Genomic DNA, 14262 nt, shown 5'->3' with positions numbered 1-14262 from the left:
TTATTTAACTTGAGCAATTGCTTCTTCCTCAGTCAATAATGGTACACCCAGTTTCTGAGCCTTGGAGTATTTGGAACCAGCATCCTGACCATAAATGACATAGTCTGTTTTACCAGAAACAGAACTAGTTACTTTTGCACCTAAAGATTGCAATTTTTTAGTAAATTCACTTCTAGTATAGTGAGCCAAAGTCCCTGTTAAAACAACAGTCTTATCTTTAAAGTAATTATCTGGAATAGACTCAGTTTCTTCTGGACCTGCACCAAGATAATCCATATTAAGGCCGCTATTTTTAAGTTCATTGACTAAATCTACGACTTCATCCTGAGCAAAATAAGTAGTCAAAGATTCTGCAATTGTCATGCCTATTGTATCTATTGCAGCCACATCTTGCACGTCCGCTGCCATAATCTTTGCCATATTTTTAAACTTTTGTGCAATCAAACGTGCAGCTTTAGCACCAACATGATCAATACCCAGCCCTGTTAACAATAATTCCACTGAATTTCTTTTCGAATTATTAATTGCATTTAATAAATTGCTGATGGACTTATCCTTGAAATGATCTAGTTTTGCCAAATCAGATGCATTTAAATGGTATAAATCAGCCACATTATGTACCAAATCGTTCTTAATTAGCTGTCGCACAATTTTTGGTCCCAAACCATCAATATTCATCGCAGGTCTTGAGGCAAAATGAGTAATTCCTTCTTCAATTTGAGCAGGACAAGAAGGATTAACGCAGCGCAGTGCCACTTCATCTTTTAGATGGATCAGTTTTTCACCACACGATGGGCACGTTGTCGGAATTGGATACGGCTGGGCATCCTTAGGCCGTTTTGCTAGCACCACTTCTGAAATTTCAGGAATAATGTCACCCGCTTTATGCAACATAACGGTATCACCAATGCGGACATCCTTTTGTTGCAATAAATCGGCGTTATGCAAAACAGCATGAGAAACTGTAGTACCAGCAAGTTGCACAGGATCCATGATAGCGGTAGGCGTTACGACACCAGTACGACCAACGGTCCATTTAATTTCATGAACCACAGTTTCCTGCTCTTCTGGTGGAAACTTATAAGCTATTTCCCACCGAGGCACTTTGACCGTGTTTCCCAGTTCTTGTTGTAAATCCAGGTCGTCAACTTTTAAGACGATGCCATCAATGCCATAATCGAGTGAATTTCTTTTTGCAGTATATTCATCAATAAAAGCAAAAATGTCAGACATTTTAGCAATTCTGCGCCCAGTTTGGTTGGTGTGAAAACCAAGCTGAGTCATTTTCTCAATAGCCTGGTGTTGACTGGTAATCTCTGCTGGTGGATTAACCCAAGTATAAATAAACGTACTTAAATGACGGTGCTTGGTAATACTGGCATCCAGTTGCCTCAAAGACCCAGATGCGGCGTTACGCGGATTGGCAAAAGTTGTTTCGCCTTTTTCATCACGTTCTGCATTAAGCTTTGCAAAAGGCTCTTTGCCCATATAACATTCGCCCCGTACTTCCGTTGTCAATTTTTCAGGTAAAGTTTGGGGAATATCTGCAATATAGCGTGCATTAGGAGTAACGTCTTCACCTACTTGACCGTTACCTCTAGTTGAAGCTCTGGTTAATTTACCGTTAGTATACTCAAGTGCAATTGATAAACCGTCAATTTTTAATTCGACGTTATAAGCAACTTCATGACCAACCTGTTTTTGCACTCTGTCATCAAATTGCTGCAGTTCTTCTTTTGAAAAGACGTCACCCATTGATAACATCGGAATTTCGTGATTAACCTTAGCAAACTGATTGTCAATCTGACCCCCAACCTTTTGGGTAATTGAATCTTGGGACACCAGTTGCGGAAATTCCTGTTCAAGCTCAACTAAACGATTATAGTTTTTATCATACACATTATCTTCAACTTCAGGTGTGTCATTTGTATAATATGCATTTGCCCAATCATCCAGTTTATCTCTCAGCGCAGCAACTTCTTTTCTGGCCTCATCAAGAGTTAAATCTGCCATTTTCTTCCTCCTGATTAAAAAATAGTATTTTTTTACTTCTACCTTAATTATACCTTTTTAATTGGTGCAAATGCTGCTAGAAGCCGCTTGATTCCTTTGCCACTAAATGCAATATCAAGCTCCATGTCTTCACCTTTACCGTTAACCTTAGTCACAACGCCTTTGCCCCAAGATTTATGTTCTACTTGATCACCGACATTCCAACCCTTTTTCTCAGCACCAACTGCACCAGCGGGTTTGATTTTAGGAGTGTAAACCTGTGCACGGGCTCGTTCATCGCTATTAGCAAAGGGAGCAGTTTGTGTCTGGTAATTGTCATTTGAGAAAGTAATTGGAACTGAATTTTCAATATCCAGATCATCTTGATTAATTTCTTCCAAAAATCTGGATGGCGGATTATTCTGCATTCGACCATACATCATACGCGAATATGCATTAGTTAAGAATAGTTCGCGCTTAGCTCTGGTAATTCCAACATATGCCAATCTACGTTCTTCTTCTAACTGGTCGTCTTCCATTAATGAACGTGATAAAGGAAAAAGTCCATCTTCCATCCCCACTAAAAAGACTACTGGAAATTCCAGTCCTTTGGCAGCGTGTAACGTCATTAATGCCACCTGATCATCATTATTAGCTAAATCATCCTGGTCGCTTAAAAGAGATACTTCCGCTAAAAAGTCACTCAGAGCATTTTCGGTCTCATCACTGTCGTCATTTTCTTCATATTCGTCATCAAAACGTTTCGTAACAGACAAAAATTCATCCAGGTTTTCTAGTCTGGTTTCAGCTTCAATTGTGTGTTCAGCTTTCAAGGCAGCAGTATAGCCAAAATCCTGCAGTATTTTTTCCGTTAGACCAGTAACGCTATGATCTTTAGCAAAATTAATTGCATCACGTAATTTAGCACCAAAATCACTTAGTTTGGCCGCTGCCCGTGCAGTAACACCCGACATATTAAGGTGATCAAAGGCTCCTAGAATTGATAAATTATTATCACGGGCAAAGTCCATAAAACGCCGCACACTAACCGGTCCAATACCGCGCTTAGGGGTATTAATAATGCGGTTAAAACTCATGGAATCACTGGGATTAGCCACTAACTTCAGATAAGCCATAATGTCCATGATTTCTTTTCTGTCATAGAACTTATGACCACCGACAATTTGGTAAGGCACGTTCGACTTTACGAATGACTCTTCGACCGTTCTAGACTGGGCATTAGTACGATATAATACCGCAAAATCATGGTAGGAACGTTTTTTCTCTTTTACCTCTTCTTGAATTTTAGAAATGATAAAGTGCGCTTCATCGTCGCCACTTTGAGCGCGATAATAAGTTACTTTTGCACCTTCACCTTGGTCTGTCCATAATTTTTTAGCTTTACGGTTACTATTATTCTTAATGACTGCGTTAGCGGCAGCCAAAATATGTCCAGTTGAACGGTAATTTTGTTCCAGCTTAACGGTTTGCACGCCTGCATCATGATAATCTTTTTCAAAATTCATGATATTTTCCATATTAGCGCCACGCCAACCATAGATAGACTGATCCGCATCTCCCACCACGCAAATATTTTTATATTGTGCAGCTAATGCATGACACAATTCATACTGGGCCTGGTTGGTATCCTGGTACTCATCAACCAGTAAATAACGAAACTTATTTTGGTAATAATGTAAAACAACGGGATCGGTTTTAAACAGAACTAAAGTCTGCATGATCAAATCATCAAAGTCCATAATTTGATCATTCTTTAAGCGTTTTTGATATTCTTGATACACTTGCGCAGTTACTTTTTCAAAAGGTGAAGCAGCACTGGCAGAATATGCATCTGGAGTGAGTAAATCGTTTTTGCCATTAGAAATAGCAGACAAAATTCTGCGTGGCTCGTACATTTTAGGATTAATATTTTGTTCTTTTTGAATATGTTTAATTAAAGTGAGCTGTTCTGCCGAATCAGCAATCGAAAAATTACTGGTATAACCAATTTTTTCTGCGTCTCGCCGTAATATTCGCACACAAAGAGCGTGAAAAGTAGACATCCAAATACTGTCAGCCTGCTGTCCCAATAATTTATGCTCACGCTCTCTCATTTCAGTGGCAGCCTTATTGGTAAAAGTGATAGCCAAAATATTCCATGGCGCAATCCCTTTTTCAGCAACAAGGTAAGCAATTCTTCTGGTTAAAACAGAAGTTTTCCCTGAACCTGCTCCTGCAACCACTAATAATGGTCCTTCGGTGATTTGTACTGCCTTTTTCTGCTGTGGATTTAAACCTGCTAAAATTGATTCTGCGCTCATTTTGAATTCTTTCACCCCAAAAATTTTTTAACTATTCTATTGTACCAAAAATCATGACCATAATTTGAGTTGATTGCATTCTATTTATCAAAACGCGCAAGATCATACTCTTCGATTAACTTAATCAATTTGTCCGCATAATTGGGGTCAGTCGCATAGCCGTCTTTAACTAGAGCTCGAGCCTGCGTTTGATAGTTCTTAGCAGCTAAAACGTGACGATATTGTTTTGCATCCCAAGTTGTCCCCTTTTGGAACAAGCGCGCATGAGCCCTTATAGAAGCTTCATAGGAATCATAGATTTGAAAGCGAGCTTTAACAACTATCCATTTACCTTTTTCAAACTCTTTGGTTTTAAGTACTGCCGAAGTATTAGGATTATTTCCTTTGACGCCAAACAGATTATTGTATTTTTGTGAAAGGTCGCTTTTGCCATAGTCACTTTCAAGACAAGCCTGAGCGATAGTAATACTTGGCAAAAGGTCAAAGGATTTATCCACTTCTTTAGCTATCGGACCTATTTCTCTGATAAAAGCTTTGTGTTGCCTGATGATTTTCTGCCTGGCCTGTTCTCGAGCAAGCTGCTCCTGTCTAATCTGCTCTGATTGAATTGCCTGTCTGCGATAATAACGAAAAGTTGCAAAAGCAATAATCAATAAAAATAGAATTATAAATGTTCGAATGATGATCGCTGTATTAGATAATTTTTTGCTTTTTCGTTTTCTCGCCATTTGTTTTCCCTTGCTTTAAAAATCTCTTCTTAAGTATAACCTCTCTTGGATATAAATTATGCAATGTAATTAATTTTTAAAATAAAAGTAGTAAGCTGACATAACAATTTTGCTCATTTATAATTAAGTATACAAAAAAATGGAGCCAAAGCTCCATTAAAAAATGCGGGCAAGAAGACTCGAACTTCCACGATCTAAAAGCGATCACAAGATCCTTAGTCTTGCGCGTCTGCCATTCCGCCATGCCCGCAGCACATTCAATACTATAACCCAAAATTAAATTTAACACAAGACTTTTCTTACTCATTTTAGCTAAAAAGCTTTAATTGACCATTTGCTCATTTACATACTTGGCATACAAACTGTGATTTTGCATTAATTCGTGGTGAGTACCATGACCTGTAATTTTACCGTTCTCTACAAAATAAATTTGATCAGCATTAACTATTGTAGCCAGGCGGTGTGCAATAACCAAGGTTGTTCTATTGACCATTAGTTTATCAAGTGCTTGTTGCACCTTTCCCTCAGATTCTGAATCAAGGCTGGCAGTCGCTTCGTCCAGCATCAAAATTTTAGGATTACGCAAAAAGGCTCTGGCAATAGCTAAACGTTGTTTCTGACCACCAGATAGTTTAATTCCCCGTTCACCAATTTCAGTTTCCATTTGATCAGGAAATTCACGCACAAATTGATCGGCATAAGCCAAAGCGAGTCCATGCCAAAGATCATCGTCAGTCATATCTCTGGTTAAACCGTAAACCAAATTTTGCCGGATCGTTCCGGAAAAAATAGCACTGTTCTGAGAAACATAGCCTATTTGGGAGCGCCAATTTGCCAGGTCAATATCTTGAATATTTTCATCCCCAATAGTGAATTTGCCACTTTCAGGCTGATAAAAGCGTTCTAGTAAGGCAAAAATCGTAGATTTGCCACCACCACTAGGTCCCACAAAGGCAATGACAGAGTTAGGTTTTGAAACAAATGAAATAGATTGTAAAACGGGTTCATTTTTAACATAGTTAAAGCTAACGTTTTGTGCTGTCAATGTTTTATTACTCAAATCAAAAGTACGATGACTTAAATTCTTTTCAGGTTCAATTTGTAAAATTGCTTGTATGCGTTCAGTTGAACCCAAGGCTTTTTGTATCTGTGAAAAGAAAGTTGCAAAATTAGCAACTGGTGCAATCACGTTAAACAGATATAGTAAGAATGCTACAAGAGAACCACTGGTCAAAGAACCCTGACCTACGCGAATAATGCCAAATGCCAGAATGCCTGCAAAAGCCGCCATCATCAAAGTCATGATAATCGGCTGCAAAATAGCTTCAACACGAGCGTCCAATACGCCAATAGTAAAAATCTTCTTGATCCTGTGGTTACCCGATTCTTGTTCATACTTTTCGCCATTACTGGATTTAATTAAACGTACTTCAGACAATTTTTCACTGACATCACCGTTAAATTTAGCTGTTTCTGACTGCAATTTGCGACCAAGTCTGACCATAATGCGACCAATTGGCAATAAAATTACTACCACAATAGGAATTACAGTAAACATTAAGGTGGCCATTTGCCAATCCATCACAAATAAAATGATTAATGAGAAAAAGAGTTGAATTGCGCCAGTAATAAAGTTAGGGAATTGAGAAGCCAGCAAATCTTTAATAATTCCCGTATCATTAACCAAACGAGAACTGCTTTCACCTACTTTGGTAACATCAAAATAACTTACAGGTAGTTTTAAAAGATGTCCCCATAAGCGTTCACGAAGGCTCTTAACTACACTTTCACCAAAATAGCGCAGAACAAATCCGCCAACTGTTCCTAAAATTAATTGCAGGACAAACACAATGATAATAATAATTAGGCTCGAATAATTAAAATTATCCCACTTGCTCGTATCCACTAATTCTCTGGTTAATAGTGGTAAGACCAAATTTGCTACACTTGTGACCAGACTGAGAAACAGCCCTAGTGCAAATAACGATTTTTTAACATTCAAACTTTTTAGCAAGTTTAAAAAATCACTGAATTTAACACCTTGTGTTTTATCTTTAAGTGACTTGAATGCCATAAAAGATACCGGCTTTCCTTAGTTAGACTAAATAAAAGAGTTTTTCAATAATTGAAAAGCTCTTTATTTTATCTTGCTAATTATAATCATTCATTTTCATTATGCCAGAATTTGCGCCAAAAGTCCCTATCATATTTATGCATCTTATCATAATTGTAACAATTTTTGGTAAAATCACCTGGTTCAAAGTCATGATGGCAGTGATGCTTCCTATACATGTGGCGGCACATGTCTCGCATATCAGACCTGGAGAAGTCATGGTCTGCAGCATATTTACGCCATTTTTTAATCCTTTCCATACGGTAGGCAGGATCAACAAAATCAGTGGCTTTTTCCTTAAAATCTTCATCCCAGCCAGCAGCAATTTTTTGCAGATATTGACCAAATTGCTCCTGCTCTTCCGCAGTCAAACCGGCAAAGAAAGGCTCGGTATCTTGCTTGTCTTTTAATTCAGCCAGCTTGGCAGCCTTTTCTTTCCCAGCTGCTGTGAGATAAACACGTTTAACTCGTTTGTCCTGCTCATCAACTTCACGTGAAATATCTCCTTTTAGTTCCATTTTTTTCAATAATTCAGCTAAAGACCCAGGTTTCAAAGCCAAAATTTCAGCTAAATAATTTTGGGTTAAACCGTCTTCAAGTTTTAAAACAGCCAATACCCGTTTTTGTCCCGATATCGGTTCTTTGTTTTGAAACATATAGTAACGACTAGCCCGCAAAATAAAATGAAGTTGTCTCATTAATTGATCACTTGTTTGACTCATAATTAAGTTCCTTTAAATAAAAAGTTAGGTACCTAATATAATTTACAATTAAATTATAGTTTGATACCTAACAGTTTGTCAAACAAAATGTCAAAATAAATTTTATTATTTTATCTATAGCTGACTAATCTTAACCTGCCGCCGCATTTGCCACAGCCATAACGACGTACATTAACGCGCCGAACCCGCACAAACTGTTGACCGCATATAGTGCAAACATACAAATATTTTGCTTTTCTTTTGCGTTTAAGACCTATGTCCGGGGCATACCTTGAACCACCAACTTTATTAAGTAAAACTTTAAAATCATGGTCTTGATGACGATATCCTCTGTGATTTAAATGTAAGTGGTAATGCGTCAATTCGTGCTTAATTATGCCAATCAATTCTTGATAATATTGCGGCACTAAAAAATGCGCATTAATTTCAATGTGGTGATCATCCAAATGATACCGACCACCAGTTGTTGTCATGCGCTTATTAATTTTTACTTGGTGTTTAAACTGTCTGCCAAAATACTTAAGAGAAACTTCTGCCACCAGGTTCTGTAATTCTTCTTCCGTCATGTTACCTGAAAAATCTGGCATAAAGAGCTGCCTCTTTTTTCGTTTTGATCCTGACTTTAAGAGCTGTCACTATTTTTCTTTTCAGTGGCTTAGCTCCTTCCATCCATGTTCCGGTAAAAACATGGATAGTCTTTGACTGCGCAGAAGGATTACAAAGAACACCGTCAGGATAAACGTGTATACCGGTCTGCAATTGCTGCTCCTTGTTATTAGGCTGAGCACCATATTTATTTTTTAAAATGTCAGACACCGATACAGTATTGACTCCTGCTAATTGGTCTTGTTTGTCAAACGTAAAATTACGGTCATCATAATAAGAAAGCATGTCTTTAATCAGTGGATGACCTTTTTCTGCGCCAAATACTGCTGTGAAGGGATTCTCCTTATTTTCAAAACCGACAAAAGCTTTATTATTTAACAAATCGTGTAAATTATCCAAAACTAAAACATCCGTATCCATATAGATACCGCCCATTTCATAGACTGCTTTAGCTCGAATGTAATCTGAAACAAAGGCCCATTTTTTAGCTTGATATGCTTGTTCTACATATTTATTTTCGTGAATATCAAAATTGTGTTCGTTCCATTCAATAATTTGATAATCCTGCAAGTGCTTTGACCAGGTCTTCATGCAACGCTGAATATTTTGTGGTTTAGGGTTACCCCCTACCCACACATAATGAATTATTTTGGGAATCATTTATTAACCTCTGGTAAAAAATTTTTTCAATAACAAAATTATGTCTTGATTAAAGTCTAGTTTCAACAAGAACATTAGAGCTATATACAAAACAAACATAATGATTGATTTGACTAGCATATTAAGAAATGCTGATGAAAACAATTGTGGCAAAAGCATCCCCGCTGTCAAAACAATAATTGCAATTAGGAAATATTTAGGAATTTCACGAAAAGAATATTTAAAATCATAGCCATCACGAACAATCCATAGTCGTAAAAGCAAAACTATAAATTCAGTTATTAAAATTGCAATCATAGCACCTGTTGCACCGTACAGTTGATCCAAAAAGTAGCTTAATACTACTTCTAAAATAGCTCCCACTATAACGGGAATAGCATAATCTCGGTCTCGATGATTGGCAAGGGCAAATTGATTGGCAAAAACCCCACCAGTTGGAATCATTATGATAGTCAAAGTGAAGAAAAACATTAACGGCGTCATCGGGATAAATTTATGTCCAAAAAAGAAAGGCACAAATTCTTTAGTATTCGCCATAATAATAACTGCAAACAAAGTTCCCAGCATCACTGTCGCTTCCAGGGATTTTTTTAAAACTATCCGTTGTTCTTTTTTACCTTCACCCGCCATTTTAGGCATAATCACTAAGGAAATACTGGTTACAATTCCCAAAACCATGTTGGAAATTCTTTGGGAGTTGTCATAAAAGGCAACCTGCGTCGAATTTTGAAAAAGTCCTAAAATAGGCTTGTCGAGTGAAGTGTAAATTTGCGTGGCAATTTGCGGAATCAAGAGAGTAATAATTGCTTTAACAGTCGCGCGATATTGATAAAAGTGTTTGACCGGCCCACCAACATAGCGGTGAATGTCAAACCAAAAGACAAATGATCCTAACATAGTTGAAACCGACATAATCAACATATACTTCCAAAGATCACCCGGATTTTTAACCCATAATAAAATCAATATAACAGATACTAGCTTAACGGCAGTATTTTTTAAAACCACCCGGCCAAAATCGGCCAGTCCCTGAAAGAACCAGGAAATATCTATTTGTGCTGAAATAAGGTAAGGCACCATTAATAACAAATATTGACCGTACTTAATATGGAAAAAACTGGTAACAACAATCACTATCACTATTGTGACGAATCCAGCTATGGCCTGAAAGTACCACAATCCCCAAAAGGCTTTGGTTAAATCTTGACCACTGCCAAAAGCTCTAATCTGCGAAATGGTCCTCATACCAATATATGACACAGACAGGGTACAGAATATCATTAAGAACTGAACAATATTATTCACATTACTATAAATACCATATGTTTTAGGGCCCAAAATTCGGGAAAGGTAAGGCACGGTTATTAGTGGTACTAATACCAAAAATATTTGGTAAACCGCATTATATAGAATGTTTAAAAATGTTCTTTTCACAACTTACCCTCTATTTTTTAACGACTTAAATACATTTTCACAATTTGAATCAGCCTGCACCTCATTAGTTAAATTTAGCCAGTAGTGCCGCTTTTGACTGAATTGATCAGGCATTACAAGTGCCTTAATAAGCTCCTGCTGCGTTTTCACACACAGTCCAGGCACAATTTCTTCATAAGGACCCATTAAAAGTCCTCGCTTTTTTTCGTATTGCCTCAAATAATTGGTAATAAATATGATTGGTTTGTCAATGTTTAAATAATCAAAATAAATCGAAGAATAATCAGTAATTAAAAAGTCTGTATTACCTAAAAGTTCATATAAATCAATATCAAGTTGATACAAATAGTCGTTATTGAGAAAGGCAATATTTGAAAAGCTGCTCCGCAGGTGTTTAAACAGATTCATTTCATAGGGATGCAACTTTACTATTAAATACTGATGGTTCTTTTTTAAAGAATTATTCAGCTTCACAGCATCAAAATCAGGCAATGCAAAGAAATTACCCTGCTCAACTTGCGTCATAATTTGTCGATCATCCATTTCATAACGAAAAGTTGGCATGTATATTCCAATTTGAGCATCATTATCCTCAGCTTTGAATAAGTCAGTTAATAATTTCTTTTTACTAATAGCAGGATTTTTCAAGGCATCAAGACGAGGAAACCCAGTTTTTCGATATTTGTTAGTTTCAATCGCGCAGCAAGCACTCATTAAACTTTCATATAAATCGCTGCTCGAGCACACGATATCCGCATTTTTTTGCCACAAATTAGCATTATGCTGATCAGTTTTGCGACTAGTATTATTAGCCATAAATCCCATACGCTTGAGTGGAATACCATGCCAGAACTGAATATTGATTTGTCCAGCATGAACTTTAAATGGCTGGTGTGTCGTTATTACAAACTTTGCTGCACCGATTTGTCGCCAAGTTTTTAACGATAAATGTGAAGACGGCCATGGTTCAACGGTAATAACTTCATATTCAGGATGATTTTTCTTCAAATATTTGCCAAATAAATAACCATTTGAACCCGATCTACCTGCGCCATTAAGAATCACCACTTTATTATCTTGCACTGGTGTGAAACGAGCAATTAATTTCATTGCCACCAAATATAAACGAAACAAAAAACTCTTCATTATTCAACTTCCCAATTTCTTACCTAGTATAAGAGTACAGAAAAAGCCTGAGAGAACTCAAGCTTTTTTACTTTATTTTTTAGTTTTTTAATGATTATGACTAACAAATAATTATATTAGCTGCCATTTTTCAGCAATTTACATTACTCACATAATTTGCCACAATTAAAATATATTTATTAGAAACTTTAAGAAAGAGCAAAAATGAACACTGAAAATATAGTACCAAATAAAGTTTTAGCACTTTATCTAGCACTTTTTTACCTTTGGTGGACTGTCGAAGAGCTGCAAATTGGGACTATACAGTAATATTTTGTCATAAGTCCTATTGAGACTATCAGTTAAATTTATTACTCGGAGCATTCCCACATTTTTTTAGTTAGGAAGTATTCGCCTCAAGTAAAATTCGAATACCCACAACTAGTCAAGAAACATTTCCGTCTTTTTAATATATTGCCAGAGGCTCTTTATGATCTGGTTTCGGATAAGCCTGTTCCAAAACTTGTAAATCTTTCTTTGTTAGCTCAATATCTAACGCCCTAAGATTAGATAATAAGTGCTTTGAACTACTACTTTTTGGTATCGCCAAAACATCTGGTTGTTGCATTACCCAAGCCAATAAAATCTGATAAGGACTTGCCTTGTGTTTTTCAGCTACTTGTATGACCGCCTCATTTTTCATCATTGTGCTACCCATTTTAGGTCCTCGACCCAGAGGACTGTATGCAATCAATGGAATATGATGTTCTCTTTGCCAAGGCAAAAGACTGAATTCAATTCCCCTAGTCTCCAAATTATACAAATCCTCATTAACAACGCAGTTCTGACCATTTGGCACCTGCCAGAGTTCCTCCATATCATCTATGTCGAAGTTTGATACTCCCCAGGCACGAATAAGTCCTTCATCTTGCAGTGACTGCAGTTCTGAAACTGTCTCTAACAGAGGAACCATTCCGCGCCAATGATAAAGGTACAGATCTAAATAATCAGTTTGCAGCCTCTTAAGACTAGCTGCCAAACTTTGCCACATTTTATGTGCAGAAGCATTTTGAGGCAATACTTTAGATATTAAAAAAATTTGTGATCTTTGATAAGGCTTTATCGCCTCACCAACTAGTTCTTCCGAATGACCATTGCCATACATCTCGGCCGTGTCAATCACTGTTAAGCCAGCATCAAGTCCTGAACGAATAGCTGTTATTTCTTCTTCTCTGACTTCTGGGTCATCCCCCATTTCCGAAGTACCAATACCTAAAGCTGGCAGAACTTGATTATTGATAGTAACATTTTTCATAAGCAACCTCCTTATGATTCTATCTAAACTATTGTGCATATATATATAATTATATAAGCGAAAATAAACAAAATTTTAATAGCATCCACTTATGGATTTTCCAATCTCGATATAATTAATTGTAACACATGTTCCACTAGTCTATATTTGTGTAAATTCACCTTTAAGTTAAGGTATCAGAATCTCATAGAGTAGTTATACAAAAATATCATGTTTTGCTTTTCACAAGCTTGGGGATTGTATTTTTATGATTGGCAATATAAAATCAAAAATAAAAAGGTGAATTTTAATGACAAATAATTTAACAAATTCATTTCATTTATCTGGTAAAAAATGGTTATTAATATTATTATCGAACATAATTGCATACTGCTGTTTGATAATGCCGGGTATACAAGTTCCAGACTATTTAGTCTTTGATGAAAATCATCCCTCTTTAGCAGCTGCATGTTTTCAGCTATTAATTGTAACCATTTTTTTAGTAATTCAAATAATCGGTGTACAAATTGCTACTGGTAAAAAATGGCATCATTTATTTCATGTACCACATGCTAAAGAATGGCTTTGGATTCTTGTTTTCTTTGTCTTTGCCTATTTCATATCTGTGTTATCAGGAACAATTTCTCAAAAATTATTTGGTTCTGTTTCTGGCAATGCAGCTGCAGGATTGACTATGAAGACGCCACATGTTTGGCCAATTTTTCTCTATCAACGTTTAAGCAGTGCTATCCAAATATTGGGCGAAGAATTTTTAGCAATTATGCCTTTATTAGCTGTTACCCAATTAGCTGATTCTTGCCATATGCCTCACCCGCTATTTTGGGGTAATATTGCCTCTGCCCTGATTTTTTCTTTACTTCATCTTTCTACTTATGACTATAATTTAGGCTATGTTATTTTAGGTTTGGCTTTTACACGCCTAGTTTTAAACTGGGCTTTTATAAAAACACATAATATTTGGGTCAGCTTTTTAGTCCACTTCTTATTTGATACATTAGCCTTTTTAATTTTATTATTAGCAACTAAGTAAACAAATATACTCAAATTAATTTCAAGTCATAACTGGAGTTTTTTCTAGTTATGATTTTTATTTTAGGCGTAATCAAATCACTTTATAAACATGAATATTTTATCTGCAGTCCTTAATGTGTTCTATATGACAGTTCAATATTTCTTACCTGTCTACTATGAAATATACAATCATTTTAACTTAACGTCTGCGGTAATTATAAGAACATTAACAAAT

The 14262-nt window shown here is 36.4% G+C and carries 11 protein-coding genes and 1 tRNA gene; 1 reads left to right on the top strand and 11 read right to left on the bottom strand.

What is annotated here, in order from left to right; genetic code table 11:
• The 11 genes from ligA to JF76_RS02795 all read right to left on the bottom strand — a co-directional run bounded on the left by ligA (position 1) and on the right by JF76_RS02795 (position 13016).
• Complete coding sequence (ligA, locus tag JF76_RS02845; RefSeq protein WP_045927720.1) at positions 1-2013, bottom strand: NAD-dependent DNA ligase LigA; 2013 nt, start codon at positions 2011-2013, stop codon at positions 1-3.
• A gap of 47 nt (positions 2014-2060) precedes the next feature.
• The gene (gene pcrA / locus JF76_RS02840; RefSeq protein WP_045927719.1) at positions 2061-4313 is read right to left on the bottom strand and encodes a DNA helicase PcrA; all 2253 of its coding nucleotides are present in this window, start codon (positions 4311-4313) and stop codon (positions 2061-2063) included.
• Positions 4314-4393: 80 nt separating this feature from the next.
• Positions 4394-5041, bottom strand: a complete 648-nt coding sequence (locus JF76_RS02835; protein ID WP_045927718.1) for a glycoside hydrolase family 73 protein — start codon at positions 5039-5041, stop codon at positions 4394-4396.
• A 164-nt stretch (positions 5042-5205) separates the two neighbouring features.
• Positions 5206-5291: transfer RNA gene (locus JF76_RS02830), tRNA-Leu, on the bottom strand.
• A gap of 72 nt (positions 5292-5363) precedes the next feature.
• The gene (locus JF76_RS02825; RefSeq protein WP_045927717.1) at positions 5364-7115 is read right to left on the bottom strand and encodes an ABC transporter ATP-binding protein; all 1752 of its coding nucleotides are present in this window, start codon (positions 7113-7115) and stop codon (positions 5364-5366) included.
• A gap of 86 nt (positions 7116-7201) precedes the next feature.
• On the bottom strand, positions 7202-7876 hold the full coding sequence (locus JF76_RS02820) for a MarR family winged helix-turn-helix transcriptional regulator (RefSeq protein WP_045927716.1): 675 nt from the start codon (positions 7874-7876) through the stop codon (positions 7202-7204).
• A gap of 110 nt (positions 7877-7986) precedes the next feature.
• Positions 7987-8442 (bottom strand): SprT family protein, encoded by a 456-nt coding sequence (locus JF76_RS02815; protein ID WP_045928908.1) that lies wholly within the window; start codon positions 8440-8442, stop codon positions 7987-7989.
• A 1-nt stretch (position 8443) separates the two neighbouring features.
• The gene (locus tag JF76_RS02810; RefSeq protein ID WP_045927715.1) at positions 8444-9142 is read right to left on the bottom strand and encodes a glycosyltransferase family 32 protein; all 699 of its coding nucleotides are present in this window, start codon (positions 9140-9142) and stop codon (positions 8444-8446) included.
• Positions 9143-9145: 3 nt separating this feature from the next.
• Positions 9146-10576: an oligosaccharide flippase family protein gene (locus JF76_RS02805; RefSeq protein ID WP_045927714.1), complete on the bottom strand. Its 1431-nt coding sequence runs from the start codon at positions 10574-10576 to the stop codon at positions 9146-9148.
• A 3-nt stretch (positions 10577-10579) separates the two neighbouring features.
• The gene (locus JF76_RS02800) at positions 10580-11722 is read right to left on the bottom strand and encodes a CDP-glycerol--glycerophosphate glycerophosphotransferase (protein ID WP_045927713.1); all 1143 of its coding nucleotides are present in this window, start codon (positions 11720-11722) and stop codon (positions 10580-10582) included.
• A gap of 445 nt (positions 11723-12167) precedes the next feature.
• The gene (locus JF76_RS02795; protein WP_045927712.1) at positions 12168-13016 is read right to left on the bottom strand and encodes an aldo/keto reductase; all 849 of its coding nucleotides are present in this window, start codon (positions 13014-13016) and stop codon (positions 12168-12170) included.
• Positions 13017-13305: 289 nt separating this feature from the next.
• Between JF76_RS02795 and JF76_RS09905 the strand changes: the two genes are divergently transcribed.
• Positions 13306-14046: a CPBP family intramembrane glutamic endopeptidase gene (locus JF76_RS09905; protein ID WP_052697052.1), complete on the top strand. Its 741-nt coding sequence runs from the start codon at positions 13306-13308 to the stop codon at positions 14044-14046.
• Positions 14047-14262 lie beyond the last annotated feature (216 nt).

It is taken from the genome of Lactobacillus kullabergensis (assembly GCF_000967195.1).
Lineage (GTDB): Bacteria > Bacillota > Bacilli > Lactobacillales > Lactobacillaceae > Lactobacillus > Lactobacillus kullabergensis.
This window is presented reverse-complemented; position numbering and strand designations above follow the sequence as displayed.

Excerpts from the sequence above, each read along its gene's own strand:
- JF76_RS02815 (WP_045928908.1), bottom strand. The coding sequence starts at position 8,442 with ATGACGGAAGAAGAATTACAGAACCTGGTGGCAGAAGTTTCTCTTAAG.
- JF76_RS09905 (WP_052697052.1), top strand. The coding sequence starts at position 13,306 with ATGACAAATAATTTAACAAATTCATTTCATTTATCTGGTAAAAAATGG.
- JF76_RS02810 (WP_045927715.1), bottom strand. The coding sequence starts at position 9,142 with ATGATTCCCAAAATAATTCATTATGTGTGGGTAGGGGGTAACCCTAAA.
- ligA (WP_045927720.1), bottom strand. The coding sequence starts at position 2,013 with ATGGCAGATTTAACTCTTGATGAGGCCAGAAAAGAAGTTGCTGCGCTG.
- JF76_RS02795 (WP_045927712.1), bottom strand. The coding sequence starts at position 13,016 with ATGAAAAATGTTACTATCAATAATCAAGTTCTGCCAGCTTTAGGTATT.
- JF76_RS02800 (WP_045927713.1), bottom strand. The coding sequence starts at position 11,722 with ATGAAGAGTTTTTTGTTTCGTTTATATTTGGTGGCAATGAAATTAATT.
- JF76_RS02820 (WP_045927716.1), bottom strand. The coding sequence starts at position 7,876 with ATGAGTCAAACAAGTGATCAATTAATGAGACAACTTCATTTTATTTTG.
- JF76_RS02825 (WP_045927717.1), bottom strand. The coding sequence starts at position 7,115 with ATGGCATTCAAGTCACTTAAAGATAAAACACAAGGTGTTAAATTCAGT.
- JF76_RS02835 (WP_045927718.1), bottom strand. The coding sequence starts at position 5,041 with ATGGCGAGAAAACGAAAAAGCAAAAAATTATCTAATACAGCGATCATC.
- pcrA (WP_045927719.1), bottom strand. The coding sequence starts at position 4,313 with ATGAGCGCAGAATCAATTTTAGCAGGTTTAAATCCACAGCAGAAAAAG.